The organism is Nocardia amikacinitolerans NBRC 108937 (assembly GCF_001612615.1).
Lineage (GTDB): Bacteria > Actinomycetota > Actinomycetes > Mycobacteriales > Mycobacteriaceae > Nocardia > Nocardia amikacinitolerans.
Genome location: NZ_BDAU01000018.1, coordinates 1 through 22,337, shown reverse-complemented (window position 1 = coordinate 22,337; position 22,337 = coordinate 1). Strand labels below are relative to the sequence as shown.

Below are 22,337 nucleotides of genomic sequence, written 5' to 3'. Positions count from 1 at the left end.
GCGAGGGTCGCAGCGCTGGTGCGCGCGAGGGTCGCAGCGCTGGTGCGCAGGAGGGTCGCAGCGCTGGTGCGCGCGAGGGTCGCAGCGCTGGTGCGCGCGAGGGTCGCAGCGTCGGTGCGCGCGAGGGTCGCAGCGTCGGTGCGCGCGAGGGTCGCAGCGCTGGTGCGCGCGAGGGTCGCAGCGTCGGTGCGCGCGAGGGTCGCAGCGCTGGTGCGCGCGAGGGTCGCAGCGTCGGTGCGCGCGAGGGTCGCAGCGCTGGTGCGCGCGAGGGTCGCAGCGTCGGTGCGCACGAGGGACGCAGCGCCAGTGCGCACCAGGGACGCAGCGCCAGTGCGCACCAGGGACGCAGCGCTGCTGCATAGGAGGGACACAGCGCCGGTGCGCTCGAGGCGGCGCATCAGTGCGCACGAGCGACGTCGCGCCGACACGCTCGAAGAACGCCGCGCCGATGCCGCTCGACGGCCGCCCGTCGGGATGAGGTCACCCGCCGGGCGTGCGATGCTGGCGCGGTGACTGTCTTCGAGGTGTGGGCGCCAAGGGCCGGCACGGTGCGGCTGGAACTCGACGGAGACGTGCACCCGATGACGGGCAGCGCCGACGGCTGGTGGCGCGTCGAGCGGGACGCGGCCGACGGCGCGCGGTACGGATACCTGCTCGACGACGACCCCACCGTGCTGCCCGACCCGCGCTCGGCCCGTCAGCCGGACGGCGTGCACGGACGCTCCGCGCTGCACGCGCTGGATCCGGTCGAGTGGACCGACGGCGACTGGACCGGACGGCCGCTGGCGGGATCGGTCTTCTACGAGCTGCACATCGGCACGTTCACTCCCGAGGGCACCTTCGACGCGGCGATCGGACGCTTGGACCACCTCGTCGACCTCGGCGTCACCGTGGTGGAGCTGATGCCGGTCAACGCCTTCGACGGCACCCACAACTGGGGCTACGACGGCGTGCTCTGGTACGCGGTGCAGGAGAGCTACGGCGGGCCCGACGGGCTGCAACGGTTCGTGAACGCCTGTCACGCGCGCGGTTTGGCGGTCTGTCTCGACGTCGTCTACAACCACCTCGGCCCGTCCGGCAACTACCTGCCCCGCTTCGGTCCCTACCTCACCGAGGGCCGCAACACCTGGGGACAGAGCCTGAACCTGGACGGTCCCGCCTCGGACGAGGTGCGCCGCTACATCATCGGCAACGCGCTGCGCTGGCTGCGCGACTTCCACATCGACGCGCTGCGGCTGGACGCGGTGCACGCCTTGGTCGACCGCACCGCCACCCACCTGCTCGCCGAGTTGGCCGCCGAGACCGAACGCCTCGCCGCGCACGTGCGCAGGCCGCTGACCTTGATCGCGGAGAGCGATCTCAACGACCCTCGGCTGATCACGCCGCGCGCGGCGGGCGGCTACGGGCTGACCGGGCAGTGGAACGACGACCTGCACCACGCCGTGCACGCCGCGGTCTCCGGCGAGCGGCAGGGCTACTACGCCGATTTCGGTTCGATGGCCTGTCTGGCACGGACGCTGACGCACGGCTTCTTCCACGCGAACACGTACTCCAGCTTTCGCGGCCGCGTCCACGGTCGCCCGCTCGATCGTTCCGTGGTCCCCGGTTCGGCGCTGCTCGCCTACACCTGCACGCACGATCAGGTCGGCAACCGGGCGCTGGGTGACCGGCCGAGCGCCTACCTGACCGACGGCCAACTCGCCGTCAAGGCGGCGCTCGTCCTGTGCTCGCCGTACACGCCGATGCTGTTCATGGGCGAGGAATGGGGCGCGCGCACGCCATTCCAGTTCTTCACCTCGCACACCGACCCGGAGATCGGCGCGGCCACCGCGGCCGGACGCAAGGACGAGTTCGCCGAGCACGGCTGGCCGAGCGAGGACGTGCCCGACCCGCAGGACCCCGCCACCTTCCACCGATCCAAGCTGGACTGGTCCGAGCTCGCCGATCCCGCGAGGGCCAGGCTGCTCGCCTGCTATCGCGCCCTGCTCGCAATGCGCAGGGCACACCCGGATCTCACCGATTCGTCGCTACCGCACGTGCGGGTGGACTACGATGAACGGTCCCGATGGCTCGTCCTGCACCGCGGCGGGCTGCACCTGGTGTGCAACCTCTCGGAGGATCCGGTGCGGGTGCCGGTAACCGGGTTCTCCCTGCTGTCCTGGGAGCCGCCGACCGAAGGCCCAACGGGCACAACGATTCCCGCGCACTCGTTCGCGCTGCTCGCCGACTCGCCCCGGTTCGTGAAAAGGCCGTGACCCTACCGAATCCCGAGTAACGGTCCGCCAACTGTCCCGGACAGGGCCATTGCCCGGTTTGTCCATCGCCATTACCGTGGAGTGATGAGCAACGTGGCTTCAGTCAGCGGCAGCGCCGCCGCCGAATTCGGACCCCTGGTACGCGCTTTCAGCAGGGCGTTCGGAAATCGTCGCGGCGCGGGTGGCGCGTTGGCGGTGCATTTGAACGGTGAACCCCTTGTCGACATCTGGACCGGCACCGCGGGCGAAGGGGTCTGGACCCGGGAGACCGGCTCGATCATCTTCTCCGCCACCAAGGGCATCACCGCCACCGTCATCCACCGGCTGGCCGACCGCGGACTGCTCGACTACAACGCTCCCGTCGCCGAGTACTGGCCCGAGTTCGCCGCCAACGGCAAGGGCGGCATCACGGTGCGGCAGGTGATGACGCACAGCGCGGGCCTCTCGGCGCTGGCGCCGATCGCGAAGAGCCCCGACGACATCCTCGACCACGAGCTCATGGAGCGGCGCCTGGCCGCGGCCAAACCCGATCGACTACTCGGCGTGCCGACCTACCACGCGCTCACCTACGGCTGGCTGCTCGCCGGCATCGCCCGCGGGATCACCGGCAAGAGCATGGGCGAGCTGTTCCGCACCGAGGTGTCCGAGCCGCTCGGCATCGACGGGTTGCACCTGGGGCTGCCGCCCGCCGAGTCCTCCACCGTGTACGCGCCGCTGGCGGGCAGCCAGCTCAGCTTGCTCGGCAAGCCGCTCGGCGCACTCGTGCTCGGTCGCAGCCACCTCATTCCGGGAGCGTTGGGCGCGGTGACCCGCTGCCTGTTCCTGCCCGGCTTGCACGCCATCCTGGAGGGCGACGAGGCGGCGATCCTGCGCACCGAACTCCCCGCGGGTAACGGCGTCGCCACCGCGTCCGCGCTGGCCACCATGTACGGCGCGGTCGCCAGCGGCGAGACGCCGGGCGGCCTGCCGTTCCTGTCGCGCGCGACGATCAGGGAACTGAGCAAGGTGCGCACCTACCGCCTCGATCACGCGCTGTTCTACGCGCCGATGATGTGGCACCTCGGCTACCACTCGCTGCCGATGCCGGGCGCCCGCGGCGGCCTCGGCCACATCGGGCTCGGCGGCTCGTTCGGCTGGGCCGAACCGCGCATGGGTCTCTCGGTCGGCTTCGTACACAACCGCCTCTCGGCCGGTCAGCTGGGCGTCGACCAGTTCTCGGCCATGTGGCTGTTGCCGCTGATCCTGAACTGCCTGCGCGCCACCCGGCGCGTCACGCTCGACGAGACGCGCGACGCGGCTGCCTGACCGACAGCTGGGCAACCGACACAGGTGCCGCGCCGAACACGCGGCACCGCGGTCGGCCCGCGATCCGGTATCGCCCGGTCCGACGCGGCACCGCAGTCGCCCCGCGCGATCCGGTGTCGCCGATCCCGGTCGGCGACCGCCTGCCCTACCCGGCCGACGACCGGGCAGGGAGGTGGTGTCAGGTCAGATACCGGTAGGCCGGTGAACCGGGCTCCAGCCGCTCGCACTGGATGGGGGAGGCGGCCATGCGCTCCAGCACCGGCTCCAAGCCGTCCGGCGTGCCGAGTTCGATGCCGACCAGCGCGGCCCCGGTCTCCCGGTTGTTGCGCTTGACGTACTCGAACAGCGTGATGTCGTCGTCCGGGCCGAGCACCTCGTTGAGGAAGCGGCGCAGCGCGCCGGGCTCCTGCGGGAAGTCGACGAGGAAGTAGTGCTTCAGGCCGCGATGCACCAGCGAGCGCTCGATGATCTCGCCGTAGCGCGAGACGTCGTTGTTGCCGCCCGACACCAGGCACACCACCGTCGAACCCGGCGTGACCTCGACCTCGGCGAGCGCGGCCACCGCGAGCGCGCCCGCGGGTTCGGCGATGATGCCCTCGTTCTGGTAGAGGTCGAGCATGGTGGTGCAGATCGCGCCCTCGTCGACCTGGAGCAGGCGGAAAGCGCCCGCGCCGCTGCGGGATTCGGTCGCGGTCAGTAAAGGCAGCGAGCCGTGCGAGACGACCCGGCCGCCGAAGCCCGCGACCGCGGCGTAGGGGACCGCGCCGATCCTGCGCACCGCGGCGCCGTCGACGAACGGGTCGATCTCCGGCAGCGTCACCGGTCCGCCCGCGACCAGCGCCGCGGTCATCGAGGCCGCGCCCGCCGGTTCGGCGCCGAGGATGCCGGTCTGCGGCGCGCGCTCGCGCAGGTAGGTGCCGACGCCTGCCAGACAGCCGCCGCCGCCCACCGGAACGACAACCAGGTCGGGCGCCGCGCCGAGCTGTTCGAGGATCTCGGCGGCGATGGTGCCCTGGCCCGCGGCGGTGCGCGGGTCGTCGAACGGCGGGACCATGGTCGCGCCGGTGCGCTCGACATCGGCGGCCGCGGCCGCGGCGGCGGCGTCGTAGGTCTCGCCGACCGCGATCAGCTCGACGAACTCGCCGCCGTGCACCCTGATCCGGTCGCGCTTCTGCTTCGGGGTGGTGGTCGGCACGTAGATGCGGCCGGTGATGCCCATGGCGTGGCAGGCGTAGGCGACGCCCTGGGCGTGGTTGCCCGCGCTGGCGGCGACCACGCCCGCGGCCCGCTCCTCGGCGCTGAGCTGGACGATGAGGTTGTAGGCCCCGCGCAGCTTGTAGGAGCGCACGGCCGAGAGGTCCTCGCGCTTGAGGTAGACCTGCGCGCCGGTCAGCGCGGACAGCCGCGGACTGAGCTGGAGCGGGGTCGGGTCGATAATGTCGGCAATTCGCTTGGCGGCGGCATCGATCTCGTCCGCGCTCAGAGCGGGACGGGCGGCGGACAGGTGATCGATCACATCAAGCGGATTGGACACTCGAAATATGCTGCCACCCGCCACGACGCAGGTGCGCGGCGGGTGGGGCGCTCGCCTTTCCGGTCAGCGCGGGGTGAGCACGAAAACGGGGATCTCGCGGGTCGTCTTCGTCTGGTAGTTGGCGTAATCGGGCCACACCTCGACGGCGCGGTCCCACCACACCCGCTTCTCCTCGCCGAAGACCTCGCGGGCGGTGTAGTCCTTGCTGACCTCGCCGTCGCGCAGTTCGACGTGCGGTTCGGCCTTGATGTTGTAGTACCAGACCGGGTGCTTCGGCGCGCCGCCCAGCGAGGCGACCACGGCGTATTCGCCGTCGTGCTCGACCCGCATCAGCGGGGTCTTGCGCAGCTTTCCGGTCTTGGCGCCCTTGGTAGTGAGCAGAACGACGGGCTTGCCCATCATCGACGTGCCCTTGGTACCGCCGGAATTCTCGTAGGTCTCGGCCTGCTTGCGAGCCCAGTCGGACGTGCTCGGTGCGTACTCTCCGGTAAGTGGCATACGACCGGCAACGCCGCATCGGCCGCCGGTGTTCCCGGCCGGAAATGTTCGGTGGCCCGAAATTCACCTTCCGTATATCCTGATGCCATGGCAACGGCTCACCCCATCAGCGTGGACATCGCGGGCACCGCGTGGCCCGTGTACAAGCTCGAGGCGCTGGCCGCCGGGCTGGTGGCTGGTGTGTTGCTCCTGCTGATCACCGGTGCGCCGCAGGTCGCCGTGCTGGCCGCCGCCGCGATCACGGTTGTGCGCTGGACGCTCGGTCATGTCGCCGCGCGCCGCGACGCCGGGGTGGTCCGGCGTCCGCGTGCGTTGTCCGCGCACTGATCGTCTTCCGTCGCCCCGCCCCTCGATCGAGCAGGCCGACCGTCGGTTCCGCGCCCCAAGCAGGTTCGGTCGACCTCGGTAAGCGCCCCTCCGATCGGCGTCTGCGCCGTGTGCCGCTACGGATCAGTTCCCGTCCAACGGCAGCGCCGCCAGTTCCCCGCGCGAGACCACACCGAGCTTCGGATACGCCTTGTACAGGTGATGGCCCACCGTCCGCGGACTCAGGAACAGCTGCGCCGCGATGTCGCGATTCGTCATCCCCTGCGCCGCGAGCCGCACGATCTGCAGTTCCTGCGGGGTGAGCGCGGCGAGCACTCCCGATCCGGCCCGTGCGGCCGCGCCGACGCCGAGCGCGCCGAGTTCCACGCGGGCGCGCTCGGCCCACGGCGCGGCGTCCAAGCGCTCGAAGGTCTCCAAAGCCGGTTGCAGCTGGGTCCTGGCGTCCACTTTGCGGCGATTGCGGCGCAACCACTCCCCGTAGAGCAGCTGGGTGCGGGCGCGCTCGAACGGGCGGCCACCGAGCTCGAGCGAGGCGCGGAAATGCTCCTCGGCGGCCGCGTCCGGGCCGAGCAGGGCGCGGGTGCGTGCGGCGAGCGCGGCCATCCAGTCCTGGCGCGAGTCCACGGCCAAGGCCTCGAGACGATCCAGCGCGTCGCCCGCCCGTGCCGGGTCACCGAGCCGGACCGCCGCTTCCACGAGATCCGGTAGCGAGCGCAGCCCGATGACCATGTGCCTGGACGGTTCCTCGGTCAGCGATTCGAGCCGCGCCATGGCGCTGTCCACCCGGCCGAGCCCGAGATCGAGCAGGCCGAGCGCCGCGTGTGCCCAGGCGGCGCCCGGCGCGTCGGCGCCGCCGAACCGCTCGGCAAGCGCGTGCTCGGCCGCCGCACGGCAGTCCGCTTCCCGCCCACCGAGCGCCGCGAGATAGGCGAGCATGGCCGAGAGCTGGCCGACCCAGTGGTCCTGCCCGATGTCCTGCGCGATCCGCGCCCCTTCGGTCGCGACGACCAGCGCCTCGCGCGGTCGCCCGAGGAAGGCCTCGGCTTCGGCGCGGAAGAACAGCAGCGTCGGCAGCGGGCCGATCCTGCCCTCGTCGCGGCATGTCGCGACCAGCTCGTCCGCCAGTTCCGCCACCCGCTCGTCCTGGCCGACCACGAGACCGACGCCGCACAACTGCACCAGGTCGCGCACATCCGCCCCCGTGGCGCGGGCCGCGTCGGCCGCCGCGCGCAGATCGACGCGGAACCGCCCGTGCACGCCGTCGAGCACGTACGCGGTGGTGTGCGCCAGCGAATCGTCCTCGGGCAGCGGCAGGGTGGCCAGGCGCCGGGTCACCTCGTCGAGTTCGTCGGCGCCCAGATACCACGCGGTGTGCACCGCGACCATCAGGATGCGCGCCGCGAGCTGCGGTTCCCGCTGCGCCGCGTCGGCCGCCGCGACCAGCCGCCGGTGCGCCGGAAGTCGTTTGCCCGCACCGAATTCCGCGAGGCCGCGGACCAGGTCGAGGCGGGCGGCGAGCAGCGGGTCGGCCGTCTGCGCCGCCGCGCGCTCGGCCAGCCGGTCCGCAATCTCGTACATGCCCGTCTCGCCCGCGGTTTCGGCGGCGAGGACCAGCCTGCTCACCCGCGCCGCGGGATCGGTGCTCAGCGCGGCCGCGCGCTCGTAGGCGGCCACCGCGCCGTGATAGCCGTTGCGGGCGAGCGCCCGGTCGGCGGTGGCGGCCAGCGCGGCGGCGATGGCCTCGTCCGGGCCGGTGGCCGCCGAGGCCAGATGCCAGGCGCGCAGGTCGGCGTCCTCGCCGGCGGTCAGCGTCGCGGCGAGCGCGCCGTGCGCGGCGAGCCGCTGGGCTAGCGGTGCGCCCTGGTAGATCGCCGAACGCAGCAGCGGATGGCGAAAGCTGAGCGTCCGGCCGTCGGTGTGCACCAAGCCGTCGTCCTCGGCCGGCTGTAGATCGGCAGCCCTCGCACCGAGGGTCGCCGCCGCGCGCAGCACCGGATCGATCTCGGCAGCGCCCGCCGCCGCGGCGACCAGCAGCAGGGTCCGCGTGGCCGCGGGCAGTCTGCTGACCCGGCCGTGGAAGGCGACCTGAAGCCGCTGGGTGAGGGGAAGTGGATTCGGCCCGGAGTCGGCCGACTCGGCGGCCAGCACCGCGGGAAGCTCCCGCAGTGCCAGCGGATTGCCGCCCGCCTCGGTGAGCAACCGGTAGCGCAGCGCGGGGGCGAGATCCGGCGCGTCCGCGTCCACCAGCGCGGCGGCCGCGTCCTGGCGCAGCGCCGTCACAGACAGCTCGGGCAGGCCGGGCGCCGGGAAGTCGTTCGGGCCCGCGCGGGTCGCGAAGATCATCGCGACGCCTTCCGCGTCCAGGCGACGCGCGGCGAAGAGCAGGGTTTCCGCGGTCGCGCGGTCCAACCAGTGCGCGTCGTCGATCAGACACAGCAGCGGTCCCGCACTGGCCTCCTCGGCCAGCAGCGAGAGCACCGCGAGGCCGATGAGCAGCCGGTCGCCGGGTTCCCGCTCCCCGAGTCCGAACGCGCCGAGCAGTGCCGCGCGCTGGCGCTCGGGCAGCGTGTCCACCAGCGCCATGCCGGGCCGGACCAGCAGGTGCAGTCCGGCGAAGGGCAGCTCGGCCTCCGACTCGACACCCGCGCTGCGCACCGACGGAATGCCCTGTGCCGCAGCGTAATCGAGCAGCGCCGTTTTGCCGATGCCCGCCTCGCCGCGCAGCACGAGAACGCCGCTGCGGCCCGCACGCGCATCGGCGAGCAGTCGATCGATGCGGGCCTGTTCGGCCTCGCGTCCGTGCAGCATCCGTTCACCGTATCGGGCACCTACGTCATCGGCCGAGGAAAGTACTTATGCGTGACTGATTCGGCGCCCCCTCGCCCCGCCATACCTTGTTCTCACAGCGCAACACAGCGCAGGGAAATACAAGGGAGACAACGATGAACGACCTGGTCGCGCAGTACCTGGAGATCTGGAACACCACCGACGCCGCCGCCCGCTCGGCCGCCATCGCCCGGGTCTTCACCGACGAGCCGCGCTACGTCGACCCGCTCATGGCCGTCACCGGCCGCGCGGCGCTGGACGCCGGGATCGCCGCGGTGCAGGCGCAGTTCCCCGGCATGGTGTTCCGCTTGGCGGGCCCGGTCGACGGACACCACGACCAGGTGCGCTTCACCTGGGAGCTGGGCCCCGCCGACGGCCCCGCGCTGGTGGTCGGCTTCGACGTCGCGGTGCTCGATCAGGGCCGCATCGCCGACGTGTACGGCTTCCTCGACAAGGTCCCCGCAGCCGCCTGATCCTCGCGAAAACCACTATCCAGAAAAGAGATTCGTCATGACCACCGCCACTTCCCCCGGTTACCTGTCCACCTTGCTCGCCCCCGGCGACAAGCTGCTGCGGACCTCGCTGCGCTTGGACGCGGTGATCACCGGCGCGAACGGAATCGCCTACCTGGCGCTGTCCGGCCCGCTCGAGTCGCTGCTCGGCCTGGACCGCGGCCTCGGCATCGCGATCGGCGTCTTCCTCACTCTCTACGGTCTCGGCGTCGCGGCGATCGGATCGACCAAGACGATCAACCCCGTCGCCGCCCGCGCGGTGATCGGCCTGAACGCCACCTGGGTCCTGGTCAGCCTGGTCGCGCTCGTCGAGGGCGCGCTCGACCTGACCGTCGTCGGCTCGGTGTGGACGGTCATGCAGGCCGCGACGGTCGGCGGGTTCGCCGCCCTTCAGTACCTGGGCCTGCGCAAGACCCGGTGATCGCAAAACCTCTCTCCGACAACAGCATCGAACACCGCACGGCCCCGGCGCCCCGCCGGGGCCGTCGCCGTATCCGCCCCCGAACGGGCTACGGCCGCGCAGCTCGCCGAGGGTTACGGATCCGGCCGGATGGGCGCATGGAGGCGGTAGCGTCGGACGCATGACAGAGGGACCCGTGGATGCTCCTTCCTTTCACTCGGATCGGATCGACGCCGATCGGATCGATGAGCTGGTCGAGATTCTCGACTTGCAGGCCGACCTCCCCGGCATCCGCCGAATGCGGCAGTGGGCGCACGAAGCGCTCGTCGTGCGCGCGGGGGAGCGGGCCCTCGACATCGGAGCCGGCACCGGATCGGAGGCGCTGGTCTTCGCCGAACGGGTGGGTGACGCGGGCGCGGCCGTCGGCCTGGATCCGAACCCGGCGATGCTGGCCATCGCGCGGCGGCGGGCCGCGGCCGCGGGGTCGTCCGCGCGGTTCGTGCACGGCTCGGTCTATCACCTGCCGTTCCAGGACGCGTCCTTCGACGCGGTCCGCTGCGAGCGCGTCTACCAGCATCTCGATGATCCCGCCGCGGCCACCGCCGAGATCGTCAGGGTGCTGCGCCCCGGCGGCCGGGTCCTGCTGATCGACAGCGACTGGTACACCGCCATCACCCACCCGGGCGATCCGGCTGTCGTCGAGGCGCTCGGTACCGCGATGCTGGCGGACGTCCCCAACCCCGCGTCCGGCCGCAGGCTGCGCGGACTGCTGGCGGCCCAGGGTCTCGTCATCGATGATCAGGGCTCCGAGGCGGTGATCTGGGATCCGGTGACCGCGCGACCGCTGTATCAGCAGATGAACGAGCAGGCCTCGCTGCGCGGCACGGTCACCGCCGAGGAGTTCGAGCGTTTCCTCGCCGATCTCGACGCGGGCATCGAGCGCGGCGACTTCCACCTGTCGGTGACGATGTTCGCGGTGCTCGCACACGAACCGTGACCCGGCTCCGCGTAGCGCGCACCCGAAACCCCCGGCTCGACCGGGGGTTCTTCGTCGAAACGCATTGAAAGACAGCGTTTTCATTAACGGGGTCGGGCGCGGGGGCGATGATTCGAGTAGTCAACTACGCGGGTTTCCGACGCGAATTCGAGGGGAGAATTTCGCCATGAAACGCCTGGTGGTGTGTTGCGACGGCACGTGGAAAGCCGAGAACAGCAGCACGGTATCCAACATCGTCAAAATCGCGCAGACCGTCCGCATGGAGGCCACGGGCCCCGACGGGCAGCCGATCCGCCAGCACGTGATCTACGTATCCGGGCCCGGCGCACGGGGTTTCACCGCCGATCGGCTGTTCGGCGGCGCCTTCGGCCTCGGTCTGGAGGCGAACCTCTCCGCCGCCTACTGGCAGGTCGCCGTCAACTGGGAGCCCGGCGACGAGCTGTACATCTTCGGCTTCAGCCGCGGCGCGTACACCGCGCGCAGCCTGGTCGGCCTGATCGACTGCATCGGCATCATGAAACCCGATTCGATGATCGCCGGACACTACCCGGAGGCGTTCCGGATGTACCGGCGCCGCGGCCGCAACAAACTGGCGTGGTGGCGCACACCGCCCACCGAGCAGCAGGTGCGCGACTTCCGTCGCGAGCACAGCCATCGCAGGCGGGTCATCGACTTCATCGGCGTGTTCGACACCGTCGGCGCGCTCGGCGTCCCCGGCCTGACCTCGTGGCGGCACCGCTTCCACGACGTCAAGCTCTCGCCGCGGGTGCTGTGCGCGCGGCAAGCCCTCGCCATCGACGAACGGCGGCGCAACTTCGAGCCCTGCCTCTGGGAGGTGCCGGTCGAACTCGGCATCAAATACCGCCGGATCAAGGACCGCAAGGCCGACCGCGTCAAGCAGGTCTGGTTCGAGGGCGTGCACAGCGACATCGGCGGCGGCTACGCCCAGTGCGGACTGTCCGACATCACCCTGCGCTGGATGGTCGCCGAGGCGGAGGCCGAGGGCCTCGAGTTCAACACCGAACTGCTCGCGGAGCTGTCGGACAAATGCGCTGGGCAGGAGAACCACATGGAGCGGCACAAGTCGTGCGGGCCCGGCTACACCCTGCTGAACGTGGTGCGCACCCTCCGAAGCCCGCGGCGGCCGCGGTTCTACTTGAACTCCCTGCGCCGCCTGCGGGTCGAGACGGACAACGGCGTTTTGCTCGCCTCCACCGTGCACGACAAGGCCGAATACCGGCCCTACAACGTGCGGTGCTGGCAGCAGGACCTGGGCGGCAAGTTCCCGGCCGAGCTGATCGAGAAGATCAGCCCGTCCGATGCCTCAACGCACCAGCAGGGCGACGGGGAGCCGAGCGAACAGCTTCTCTAGCCGCGCCCTGCCCTGGAAGGTGTGGCCGGTGAGCCGGTCGGTCCAGTTGCCCTGCGGCAGGTCGAGCGCGGTATCGCCCCACCCGGTGTCGGTGAGGCCGACGCTGTGCCTGGTGGCCGCGACGATCACCTCGGGCGCCTCGCCGACCCGGGCGCGCGCGTAGGACACCAGCCGGGAGGCCTGCTCACCGGTGGCGAACAGCGGCAGGTAGGCGCCACCGACGAAGCAGTCGGGGCGTTCCCTGCGCAGCCACAGCGCGTAGGCGACGATCCACATCTTCGCCGCGCCGGAGGTGTCCAAAGCCGGTGTGCCGGTGAGCGATTGCAGCATGCCCGTGCGCGCGGGGAAGTCTACGGGACGGCGGTTGTCCGGGTCGACGAGCGAGTCCTCCCACAGCTCGCAGCCCTGGTACAGATCGGGGATGCCCGGACCGCACAGCTGGAGCAGCTTCTGCGACAACGCGTCCGACCAGGCGTGCGGCGCCAGATCGTGCACCAGATCGCTGAGCTCCGCGCCGACCGGTCCGTCGATCACCGCGTCCATCCACGCGTGCACGGCCGCCTCGAACTCGCCGTCCGGCTCCTCCCACGAGGTGCGGGTGCCCGCCTCGCGCATCGCCTTCTCGGCGAACAGGTGCAGCCGCTCGCGCAGGCCAGGCACCGAGGAGGCCGGACGGCCGTCGGCGGGCCAGACGCCGAACATGTTCTGCAACAGGAACAGTGCCGTCGCGCCGTCCGGCGCGGGCGTCTTGTCCATCCAGGTCTCGACCGACCGAGCCCAGGTCCGCGCGACCTGGGAGAGCACCCCGATCCTGGCGCGCACGTCCTCGCCGCGCTTGGTGTCGTGGGTGGACAGCGTGGTCATCGTGGCGGGCCAGCGCTGCGCGCGTTCGACGTTGGCGAGATGGAATTCGTTGAGCGAGTGGCCGAATCGGGCCGGATTTCCGCCCACCTCTTGCAGCGAGACCAGCCGGGCCGCCTGGTAGAACATGGTGTCCTCGACGGCTTTCGCGGTGATCGCGCCGCACACCTGGTGGAAACGGGCGGCCGCCTCCGCGTCGGCGGCGAGCGCGGTCACCAGCACGTTGAGCGGCGCGGTGAGCTCGCTGTTGCGCTTCTCCACCTCGGCGATCACCGCGCCGGTCATTCCGGCCAGCGGCGCGTAGTCGGCGCGGTAGACCGGCATGAAGGCGAGCACCTCGATGGTGGCGTTGGTCAGCGCCATGGTGTCGAAGCTGTCCGCCCGCGCGTCCCGCTTGATCGCGCCGACCAACCGCCGAATCTCCGGCGCCAGAATGCTTTCGGCGACGGCGCGTTTGATCCGGTGCTCGGTCTCGCCGATCCAGGCGCGGTCGCTGCCGTGCCCGGCGAACCGGCGCGACAACTCGGTCAGCGTCTGCTCGCCGTCGGGATCGATGAGCACGCCGCCGAGCCCGGCCAGCGCGTCGTAGCCGGTGGTGCCGTCGATGGGCAGCGTCGCGTCCAGCGGCTCGCGGTTGGCCAGGATCTTCTCGACCAGCAGCAGCCGCTGCGGGCCGATCAGCTGGCGCAACCGAGTCAAATAGGCCGCGGGATAAGTCAATCCGTCCGGGTGATCCACCCGCACGCCGTCGATCAGGTCGTGCTCGCACCAGGCCGCGAGCTCGCGGTGGGTGAGGTCGAAGACCTCCGGATCCTCCTGCCGCACCGCCGCAAGGCTGCTCACCGCGAAGAACCGCCGATAGGTGCAGAGTCCGGCTTTCCAACTCACCAAGCGGTAGTGCTGCTTGTCGTGGATGCGCAGCGCGTTGTCGCCGTCGGTGCCCGGCGCGATCGGGAACCGCAGATCGTGCAGCGCCAGCATCGGTTCCGGACCGGAGCGGTCCACGGTCAGCGCCGCGGGATCGTTCTCGCTCTGCAACACCGGAAGCGCCAGCCGACCGCCCGCGCCGTTGCCCGGGCTCCAGTCGATGTCGAAGAACCGCGCGAACGGCGAGTCCTTGCCGTTGCGCAGCACGTCCCACCACCACGGGTTCTGCCGCGGATCGGCGACGCCGACGTGGTTGGGCACCAGATCCACGATGAGTCCCATGCCCCTGGTGCGCACCTCGTCGGAGAGCGCCTTGAGCCCGAGCGGGCCGCCGAGCGCCGCCGAGACGGTGCTGGGATCGGTGACGTCGTAGCCGTGCGTCGACCCGTGCGTCGCGGTCAGGATCGGCGACAGATACAGGTGCGAAATACCGAGCTGCTGAAGGTATTCCGCGATCGCCCTGGCGTCGGCGAAGGTGAGCGCGTCGGGGCGCAGTTGCAGCCGGTAGGTGCTGCGCACGGTGGTCTGCCGTGCGAGGGCGCGCCCGCGGGCGATGGGGTCGGTGTGGTGTGTCTCGTGCGGTGCGTGGGATGTCATGTGCGTGTCGGTCATGCGGGGCAGCGGAGGACGAGCAGACAACGGGCGGGGACGGAGATCGTGGCGGCGGCCGGATAGGTGCCCTCGGCTCGGCCGTCGGGCGACGAGCAGTCCAGCGCCACCGTCCACGGTCCTCCGTAATCGGTGCCGGGCAGGGTGAAATCGAGCGCCGAATCGTGGGCGTTGAAGCACAGCAGGAACGAATCGTCGGTGATGCGTTCACCGCGGGGGCCCGGCTCGGGAATGCCCTGGCCGTTCAGGTAGACCATGAGCGCCTTGGCGAAGCCGCTGTCCCAGTCCGCGGCGGTCATCTCCGCACCGGCTGGCGTCAGCCAGGCGATGTCGCCGGCCTGATCCTTTGCGCGAATCGGTTGTCCCGCGAGGAATCTGCGGCGGCGGAAGACGGGATGTTCGGTGCGCAGCGCGATGACCGAGCGGGTGAACGCGAGCAGATCGGCGTTGGTCTCGGCCAGCGACCAGTCCATCCAGGCCAGCGGCGAATCCTGGCAGTACACATTGTTGTTGCCCAGCTGGCTGCGACCCATCTCGTCGCCGTGGGCCAGCATCGGGGTGCCCTGGCTCAGCACCAGCGTGGCAAGCATGTTGCGGGTCTGCTTGGCGCGCAGGGCATTGATCTCCGGATCGTCGGTCGGGCCCTCGATGCCGCAGTTCCACGACCGGTTGTAGCTCTCCCCGTCGCGATTGCCCTCGCCGTTGGCCTCGTTGTGTTTCTCGTTGTAGGACACCAGGTCCCGCAGCGTGAAACCGTCGTGCGCGGTGACGAAGTTGATGCTGGCGCTCGGCCTGCGGCCGGTGGCCTCGTACAGATCCGAGGAGCCCGCGAGCCGAGAGGCGAACTCGCCCAAGGTGGCCGGTTCCCCGCGCCAGTAGTCGCGCACGGTGTCGCGGTACTTGCCGTTCCACTCCGTCCACAGTCCGGGGAAGTTGCCCACCTGGTAGCCGCCCTCGCCGACGTCCCACGGCTCGGCGATCAGCTTGACCTGGCTGACCACCGGATCCTGTTGCACCAGATCGAAGAACGTGGACAGCCGGTCCACGTCGTGCAGTTCGCGGGCCAGGGTGGCGGCCAGATCGAAACGGAAGCCGTCGACGTGCATGTCCAGGATCCAGTACCGCAGCGAGTCCATGATCAGCTGCAAGGTGTGCGGGTGCCGGACGTTGAGGCTGTTGCCGGTGCCGGTGTAATCCATGTACCGCCCCGGATCACCGTCCAGCAGACGGTAATACGCGGCGTTGTCGATACCGCGGAAACCCAGCGTCGGCCCGAGGTGGTTGCCCTCGGCGGTGTGGTTGTAGACCACGTCGAGGATCACCTCGATGCCCTCGGCGTGCAGCGCGCGCACCATCGCCTTGAACTCGGTCACCGCCGCGCCGCCGCGCGAACTCACCGCGTACTCGTTGTGCGGCGCGAGATAGCCGAAGCTGTTGTAGCCCCAGTAGTTACGCAGGCCCTGGTCGAGCAGCACCCGGTCGTGCAGGAATTGGTGCACCGGCATCAGTTCGATCGCGGTGATGCCGAGGCTCTTCAAGTGCCCGACGATCGCCGGGTGTGCGATGCCCGAGTAGGTGCCGCGCAGTTCCTCCGGCACCTCGGGATGCGTCATCGTCATGCCCTTGACGTGCGCCTCGTAGATGACCGTCTCGTGGTAGGGCCGATTCGGCGCGCGATCGGAGCCCCAGTCGAAGAACGGGTTGATGACGACGCCGGTCATGGTGTGGCCCAGCGAATCAAGGCCGTGGGTATAGAGGGAGGGGTCGTTGTCGAACTCGCCGTCGAAGGCCTTGCCGTACGGGTCGAGCAGCAGTTTGCTCGGATCGCAGCGCAGGCCGCGGTCCGGGTCGTAGGGACCGTGCACGCGGAAGCCGTAGCGCTGACCGGGGCCGATCGTCGGCAGGTAGGCGTGCCAGACGTAGCCGTCCACTTCGTCGAGCGCGATTCTCGTCTCGCCGCCGTCCTTGGCGATCAGGCACAGCTCGACCGATTCGGCGACCTCGGAGAAGACCGAGAAGTTGGTGCCCGCGCCGTCGTAGGTCGCCCCGAGCGGGTAGGCGGTGCCCGGCCAGACACCTAGTGGTGTCACCTCACCGGGCGCTGCGTCGGGCTGAGCCATGGCAACGACAGTAGCGTGAGGCATGTGCCGGCTGGGCGCACGGCCGTGCTCCTCCTATTCGGCGGGCAACCAGCGGCGCTCGTAACCGAGCCGCCGCGCGATCCGCGCCAGCCCGCCGAGCAATGCGCGTTGCGCCCAGGCGGGGATGCCCGCCAGGTAACCATCCTGGTAGTCCCAGAGCAGCGCCAACGCCAGCGGGTCGCGCGGCACCCGTCCCGCGGTGGTCTTGCCCGCCGCGTCGAGCGCGCGCCAGAGCCGGAACATCTCCCAGTGCCGCAGCGGCGGGCGGATCTCGTGCTCGAACCTGGTGTCGGGGGCCTCGCTCCAGAACTCGTGCACGGCGCGCGGCGGGGCGGTCACCGTGTCGCCGGGATTAGCGACGATCTCGACGCCGTCGACGCGAAACCGCAGGCGACCCTCCCGCACGGTCCAACTCTCGGCCAGCACCGGATGCCAGTGCGGTCCCGCCTGCCGCTCGACCTTCCGCACCAGGTGTTCCAGCCGCAGGTACGGCCCCAGCTCATCGATCCCGTGATCGATGAGGGTCACTCGATGGCCGTTGGCGAAGGTGAGGGTGGTGTCGCGCATAGTCCAGATATAAAGGTAACCTTTGTATTGTGTCAACGGCCGATACCTTGTTGAAGCTGCTCGTCCAGGCGACCCGCGCCTACGAAGAAGCGCTGAACCGCGAACTGCGCGCCGAACTCGATCCCGAGCTGCGGCCCGCGCACTACGCCGTCTTCCGTCACCTGGATCCCGAAGGTTCGCGCGTCACAGCGTTGGCCGAGGCCGCGGGCATGACCCAGCAGTCGATGGGTGAGTTGGTGACGCACCTCGAGCGGTGCGGTTATGTCGAGCGGAAGGTCGATCCCGCAGACCGTCGCGCCCGAATCGTGGTCACCACCGCGGCGGGCCGCCGCGCGCTCGCCCTCGCCGCCGACCGAATCGCCGAAATCGACCGGATGCTCGCGGCCGAACTGGGAGACGACGTACTGCGCGCGCTGCGTACGGCGTTGGCCAGGATGCCGGGGTTGATCGACGCCGATGCCGCGCAGGCTCCCGTGCGTGAGAGGGCTCAGTGGTCCGCTGAGGTCAGCGGTCGCCGCCAGGTCTGACCGATCAGATCCTTGCCGAAACTACGGTGCGGCGCGGAGTCGACGAGTTCGAATCCCGCGCGTTCGTAGATGCGCCGCGCGGAGGTGAGGACGTCGTTGGTCCACAACACCATCTCGCGGTAGCCGACCTCCGTCGCGAAGCGCAGGCATTCCTCGACCAGCGCGGCGCCGACGCCGAGCCCGCGGGCGCTCGGATCGACGAGCAACAGGCGGAGGCGGGCGGTGGTCGCGCTGTCGGCGACGCAGAAGACGCAGCCCACCGGCATCCCGCCGCATTCGGCGATCCACGCGCGTTCACGGCGATCATCGTGCGCCGCGAGGAAATTCGCGACGATCTCGGCGACCAGCGCCTCGTACCGCACGTCCCAGCCGTACTCGGCGGCGTACACCGCGGCGTTGCGCTGGATCACCCAGCCGTAGTCGCCGGGCAGCGGCGCGCGCAGGGTGAACTGCCGTGCTGCGGGTTCGGCCGGACGGTCGAGCAGGCGCTGGATGGTTCGCATCGCGTCGATGAGCCGGGCCCGGTCGCCGGGCGGGTGGGCCGAGAGGAGCTTGCCGACGTCGCTACCGGAGCGTTGGTTCAGTACCGCGAAGGCGGCCCGTCCCTTGTCGGTGAGCCGTACCTCTTGGCGGCGGCCGTCGCTGCTCGAACGTCCGCTCTCGATCAGTCCGCGTTTCTTGAAGCGGGTCAGGATCCGGCTCAAGTAGCCGGGGTCCAGGTCGAGCGCGCGGCGCAGCCGGACCGCTTCGGTGGAACCGGTGGTGGCCAGTTCGAACAGGATTCGCGCCTCGGTCAGGGAGAACTCCGTCTCCACGAGTCCTTCGGCGAGCACGCCGATGACCCGCGTGTAGTGCCGGTTGAACTCGCGCACGGCGGCGATGTCGGTGGGGAGAACGGCGGTCACGACGGCTCCAATCATTGACTGAGTCAAACAATATCCGGAATCGAGAGCGGCCGTGCCCAATTCCAGGAGCCGGTGGGATCAATAGAGCTCGACTGGTAACTTGAACAGCGTTCAAGCCAGTCGACCGGGAGGGATTCCTGTGGCACTGACCCCCGACGAGATCACCGCTGTCGACGCCGAACGCGTCTGGCACCCCTACGGCGGATTTCCGGCTTCGACACCGCCGCTCGTGGTGGCGGAAGCGTCCGGCGCGCGGCTCACCCTGGCCGACGGCCGCGAACTCGTCGACGGCATGAGCTCGTGGTGGGCGGCCGTGCACGGCTACCGGCACCCGGTGCTCGACGCCGCGTTGCTCGCGCAGTCGCGGCGGATGAGCCACGTCATGTTCGGCGGCCTCACCCACGAACCGGCCGCGCGCCTGTCCCAGCTGCTCGTCGAGTACACGCCCGCTGGTCTGGAGAAAGTCTTCCTGTGCGACTCCGGGTCGGTCTCGGTCGAGGTCGCCGTCAAGATGTGCCTGCAGTACTGGCGCAGTGTCGGCCGACCCGAGAAGCGGCGCCTGCTCACCTGGCGCGGCGGCTACCACGGCGACACCTTCACCCCGATGAGCGTCTGCGACCCCGAGGGCGGCATGCACTCGCTGTGGACCGACGTGCTCGTCGAACAGATCTTCGTCGCGGCGCCGCCGCGGGACCACCGCGTCGACTACGTGGACGACCTGGAGCGCGCGATCACCGCGCACGCCGACGAACTCGCTGCCGTCATCGTGGAACCGGTCGTCCAGGGCGCGGGCGGTATGCGCTGGCACAACCCGCGCTACCTCGCCGACCTGCGCCGCCTCTGCGACGCCAACGACGTCCTTCTCGTCTTCGACGAGATCGCCACCGGCTTCGGCCGCACCGGCGAGCTGTTCGCGGCCGACCACGCGGGCGTCGCCCCCGACGTCATGTGCGTCGGCAAGGCGCTGACCGGCGGCTACCTGACCCTCGCCGCGACGCTGTGCACCGCGCGCATCGCCGAGACCATCAGCGCGGCACACGGCGGGCTGATGCACGGACCCACCTTCATGGGCAACCCGCTGGCTTGCGCGGTGGCCGTCGCGTCGATCGAGCTGCTGCTCTCGCGCGACTGGCGCGGCGAGGTGGCGCGGATCGAATCCGAGCTCGTCGCGGGCTTGGCCCCCGCGAAGGAACTGCCGGGCGTCGCCGACGTGCGGGTACTCGGCGCGATCGGCGTCGTCGAACTCGAGCGGCCGGTCGACATGCGCGCTGCCACCGAGGCCGCGGTCGACGCCGGGGTCTGGCTGCGACCGTTCCGGAACCTGATCTACACGATGCCGCCGTTCATCAGCGACACCGAGGAAGTCGCCACGATCACCTCGGGAATGTGCGCGGCGGTCGCAGCGCACATCCCGGTCGCGCTCCCGTCCTGAACGGTGTTCAAGTATGCTGCGGAGCTGTGACTACCGATCCGTTGAGCTGGTTGGACGAACGGGCCACAGAGCGGGTGACCGCCGGATTGCGCCGGGAGCTCCGGCCGCGGGATCCGCACTCGCCGTCGATCGACCTGGCCTCCAATGACTATCTCGGTCTCACCAAGCACCCCGAGGTGATCGAGGGTGCGATCGAGGCCGTGCGGCGGTGGGGCGCGGGTTCCACCGGCTCGCGACTGGTCACCGGGACCACCGCCGACCACGAACACTTGGAGGCCGAGCTCGCCGAATTCGTCGGCGCCGAGGCGGGTCTCGTGTTCGCCTCCGGCTACGCCGCGAACCTCGGCGTCGTCACCGCGCTCGCCGGGCGCGGCGCCTTGATCGTCTCCGACGCGGGGAGTCACGCGTCGCTGGTCGACGCCTGCCGTCTCTCCCGCGCGAGGGTGGAGATCGCGCCGCACCGCGACGTCGAGGCCGTGCACCGGTTGCTCGCCGCGCGTACCGAGGAGCGTGCGCTCGTGCTCACCGATTCCGTCTTCAGCGCCGACGGCGACCTGGCCCCGCTGGCCGAGCTGCACCGGGTTACCCGCGCGAACGGCGCGGTCCTCGTCGTCGACGAGGCGCACGGACTCGGGGTGCGGGGGAGCGGAGGACGCGGGCTCGTCCACGAACTCGGCCTGGCGGGTGAACCGGACGTCGTCGTCACCGCGACGCTGTCCAAGGCCTTCGCCGCGCAGGGCGGCGCGGTGCTCGCCAGCGAACGCGTCCGCGCGCATCTCATCGACGCGGCGCGCACCTTCATCTTCGACACCGGTCTCGCGCCCGCCGCGGTCGGCGCCGCCCGCGCCGCACTCGAATTGCTGCGCCGCGAGCCGGAGATGGCGACGCGTGTGCTGGACCGCGCCGCCGACATCGCACGGATCGCGGGCGTGCCCGCGCCGGATTCGGCGGTCGTCTCGGTGGTGCTCGGCGAGGCGCAGGTCGCCTACGACGCGGCCCAGGAATGTCGCGCGCGTGGCCTGGACGTCGGCTGCTTCCGTCCGCCGTCGGTGCCGGAGGGCACCTCGCGACTGCGACTCACCGCCCGCGCCAACCTCACCGGCGCGGAACTCGACACCATCGCCGACGTGCTCGGCTCGGTACTGGCCGAGGCGCGCGGACTGGATGTGGTGCCCGCATGAGTCTGCTTCTGGTCACCGGAACCTCCACCGACGTGGGCAAGACCGTCGTCACCGCCGCGCTGGCCGCGTCCGCGCGCGCCGCGGGTCTGTCGGTCGCGGTGTGCAAGCCCGCGCAGACCGGCATCGCCCCCGGCGAACCCGGCGATCTCGCCGACGTCGAGCGGCTGGCCGGTCCGGTCAAGACGCTCGAACTCGCCCGCTACCCCGAGCCGCTCGCGCCGGACACCGCGGCCCGTCGGTGCGGCCGGCCGCTGCTGACGCTGGAGGAGACCGTCGCCGCCGTGCGCACGCTGGACGGCGCGGACCTCACTCTGGTGGAAGGCGCGGGCGGTCTGCTGGTGCGGATCGGCGACTTCACCCTCGTGGATCTCGCGCGGGAACTCGATGCGCCGGTGGTCGTCGTGGCCGCCGCGGGTCTCGGCACCCTCAATCACAGCGAGCTGACCGTCCGCGCGCTGGAGTCGGCGGGGATTCGCTGCGCCGGCCTTGTGATCGGGGCATGGCCCGCCGAGCCGGATCTCGCCGCCGAATGCAACCGGACCGACCTTCCGCGCGTGACCGGCGTCGACGTGGTCGGCGTCGTACCGACGGGCGCGGGTAGTTGGAATCAGGAACGATTCGTCGCGGCGGCGCCTGAATGGTTCATTCCGGGGTGGTCCGCGCACCGGTAGGCGTGCGTCTCGCCGCGTCCATTCCGCGTTCAGTGTCGGTTTACCGCTTCTACCAGCGGATTTGACATCGTGCTCATCGCTACGTAACTTTATTCAAGTCAGAGCGACACGGACACCGACCCGGAGCCGAGACGCCAAGCCGAAAGGCTGAGCGTGGACCGGGAAACGAGGTAGTACGAGGAGCGCCTGGCGGTCACACTAGCTCGATTGGGACCCCGATTTGGTTTCGGGTTACTGGCCGCGCTAAGCTGTAAAAGTTGCCTCACCGATTGATCGGGGGATTCCCCGGGAGATGGTGTGTGCGTGTGTTCTTTGAGAACTCAATAGTGTGTCGATGAATGTCAGTGCCAAATATTTTTTGGTTTCGATGCTCACCCCCCGTGTGGGTGTCGAACATTTTTGAAGTCAGCTAATTTCCGGCTGGCGATTGTTTTGCTAGGTTTTCGGACTCTAGTTAGATATTTCTGATTCACCCTTTGGGGTGTTTCGA

General features: G+C 70.2%; 19 protein-coding genes. 11 read left to right on the top strand and 8 right to left on the bottom strand.

The features are described from left to right. Positions 1–290, bottom strand: a 290-nt coding sequence (locus tag NAM01S_RS15335; RefSeq protein ID WP_255284312.1) for a hypothetical protein, incomplete at its 3' end; no start/stop codon positions are given. Positions 291–509: 219 nt separating this feature from the next. Here NAM01S_RS15335 and treZ point away from each other — a divergent pair. Continuing rightward, the gene (gene treZ / locus NAM01S_RS15330; protein WP_084482966.1) at positions 510–2,255 is read left to right on the top strand and encodes a malto-oligosyltrehalose trehalohydrolase; all 1,746 of its coding nucleotides are present in this window, start codon (positions 510–512) and stop codon (positions 2,253–2,255) included. Positions 2,256–2,339: 84 nt separating this feature from the next. After that, the gene (locus NAM01S_RS15325) at positions 2,340–3,560 is read left to right on the top strand and encodes a serine hydrolase domain-containing protein (RefSeq protein WP_067785623.1); all 1,221 of its coding nucleotides are present in this window, start codon (positions 2,340–2,342) and stop codon (positions 3,558–3,560) included. A gap of 178 nt (positions 3,561–3,738) precedes the next feature. On the opposite strand, the gene ilvA is transcribed toward NAM01S_RS15325, so the two are convergent. After that, positions 3,739–5,094, bottom strand: a complete 1,356-nt coding sequence (gene ilvA, locus NAM01S_RS15320) for a threonine ammonia-lyase IlvA (RefSeq protein WP_067785620.1) — start codon at positions 5,092–5,094, stop codon at positions 3,739–3,741. A gap of 63 nt (positions 5,095–5,157) precedes the next feature. Further along, positions 5,158–5,592, bottom strand: a complete 435-nt coding sequence (locus NAM01S_RS15315; RefSeq protein ID WP_067785617.1) for a nitroreductase family deazaflavin-dependent oxidoreductase — start codon at positions 5,590–5,592, stop codon at positions 5,158–5,160. A gap of 87 nt (positions 5,593–5,679) precedes the next feature. Between NAM01S_RS15315 and NAM01S_RS15310 the strand changes: the two genes are divergently transcribed. Continuing rightward, a complete protein-coding gene (locus NAM01S_RS15310) occupies positions 5,680–5,919 on the top strand; it encodes a hypothetical protein (RefSeq protein ID WP_067785614.1) in 240 nt (79 codons plus the stop codon). A 123-nt stretch (positions 5,920–6,042) separates the two neighbouring features. On the opposite strand, the gene NAM01S_RS15305 is transcribed toward NAM01S_RS15310, so the two are convergent. Further along, entirely contained in the window at positions 6,043–8,727 is a 2,685-nt protein-coding gene (locus tag NAM01S_RS15305) for a helix-turn-helix transcriptional regulator (protein ID WP_067785611.1), read from the bottom strand. Positions 8,728–8,861: 134 nt separating this feature from the next. On the opposite strand from NAM01S_RS15305, the gene NAM01S_RS15300 reads away from it, so the two are divergent. The 4 genes from NAM01S_RS15300 (at position 8,862) to NAM01S_RS15285 (ending at position 12,026) form a co-directional block, all read left to right on the top strand. Next, on the top strand, positions 8,862–9,218 hold the full coding sequence (locus NAM01S_RS15300) for a nuclear transport factor 2 family protein (protein WP_067785608.1): 357 nt from the start codon (positions 8,862–8,864) through the stop codon (positions 9,216–9,218). 37 nt (positions 9,219–9,255) lie between these two features. Beyond that, positions 9,256–9,678, top strand: coding sequence for a hypothetical protein (locus tag NAM01S_RS15295; RefSeq protein WP_067785605.1), 423 nt, complete (start codon positions 9,256–9,258; stop codon positions 9,676–9,678). A gap of 160 nt (positions 9,679–9,838) precedes the next feature. Then, positions 9,839–10,654 (top strand): methyltransferase domain-containing protein, encoded by an 816-nt coding sequence (locus NAM01S_RS15290; protein ID WP_067785602.1) that lies wholly within the window; start codon positions 9,839–9,841, stop codon positions 10,652–10,654. Positions 10,655–10,820: 166 nt separating this feature from the next. After that, positions 10,821–12,026 (top strand): T6SS phospholipase effector Tle1-like catalytic domain-containing protein, encoded by a 1,206-nt coding sequence (locus NAM01S_RS15285; RefSeq protein ID WP_067785599.1) that lies wholly within the window; start codon positions 10,821–10,823, stop codon positions 12,024–12,026. Here the strand turns inward: NAM01S_RS15285 and treY are convergent. The 3 genes from treY to NAM01S_RS15270 are packed head-to-tail and all read right to left on the bottom strand — an operon-like array spanning position 11,979 to position 17,131. Then, complete coding sequence (gene treY, locus NAM01S_RS15280) at positions 11,979–14,426, bottom strand: malto-oligosyltrehalose synthase (RefSeq protein WP_253799533.1); 2,448 nt, start codon at positions 14,424–14,426, stop codon at positions 11,979–11,981. The two genes, NAM01S_RS15285 and treY, sit on opposite strands and share 48 nt — an antisense overlap. Further along, the gene (glgX, locus tag NAM01S_RS15275) at positions 14,423–16,543 is read right to left on the bottom strand and encodes a glycogen debranching protein GlgX (protein ID WP_067785596.1); all 2,121 of its coding nucleotides are present in this window, start codon (positions 16,541–16,543) and stop codon (positions 14,423–14,425) included. The genes treY and glgX overlap by 4 nt, the downstream gene beginning before the upstream one ends. Positions 16,544–16,597: 54 nt before the next feature. After that, positions 16,598–17,131, bottom strand: coding sequence for a cupin domain-containing protein (locus NAM01S_RS15270; RefSeq protein WP_067785594.1), 534 nt, complete (start codon positions 17,129–17,131; stop codon positions 16,598–16,600). 29 nt (positions 17,132–17,160) lie between these two features. On the opposite strand from NAM01S_RS15270, the gene NAM01S_RS15265 reads away from it, so the two are divergent. Continuing rightward, complete coding sequence (locus NAM01S_RS15265) at positions 17,161–17,658, top strand: MarR family winged helix-turn-helix transcriptional regulator (protein ID WP_157107752.1); 498 nt, start codon at positions 17,161–17,163, stop codon at positions 17,656–17,658. Here NAM01S_RS15265 and NAM01S_RS15260 read toward each other — a convergent pair. Continuing rightward, positions 17,619–18,563 carry a bifunctional helix-turn-helix transcriptional regulator/GNAT family N-acetyltransferase gene (locus NAM01S_RS15260; protein ID WP_253799534.1) on the bottom strand — a complete coding sequence of 315 codons (945 nt, stop codon included), beginning with the start codon at positions 18,561–18,563 and terminating at the stop codon, positions 17,619–17,621. The two genes, NAM01S_RS15265 and NAM01S_RS15260, sit on opposite strands and share 40 nt — an antisense overlap. A gap of 139 nt (positions 18,564–18,702) precedes the next feature. Here NAM01S_RS15260 and NAM01S_RS15255 point away from each other — a divergent pair, with 139 nt between their 5' ends. The 3 genes from NAM01S_RS15255 to bioD are packed head-to-tail and all read left to right on the top strand — an operon-like array spanning position 18,703 to position 21,847. Further along, positions 18,703–19,995 (top strand): adenosylmethionine--8-amino-7-oxononanoate transaminase, encoded by a 1,293-nt coding sequence (locus tag NAM01S_RS15255; RefSeq protein WP_157107751.1) that lies wholly within the window; start codon positions 18,703–18,705, stop codon positions 19,993–19,995. Positions 19,996–20,021: 26 nt separating this feature from the next. Continuing rightward, positions 20,022–21,176 carry an 8-amino-7-oxononanoate synthase gene (locus tag NAM01S_RS15250; protein ID WP_067785588.1) on the top strand — a complete coding sequence of 385 codons (1,155 nt, stop codon included), beginning with the start codon at positions 20,022–20,024 and terminating at the stop codon, positions 21,174–21,176. Continuing rightward, positions 21,173–21,847, top strand: coding sequence for a dethiobiotin synthase (bioD, locus tag NAM01S_RS15245; protein WP_067785585.1), 675 nt, complete (start codon positions 21,173–21,175; stop codon positions 21,845–21,847). The genes NAM01S_RS15250 and bioD overlap by 4 nt, the downstream gene beginning before the upstream one ends. The last annotated feature ends 490 nt before the right edge of the window (positions 21,848–22,337 follow it).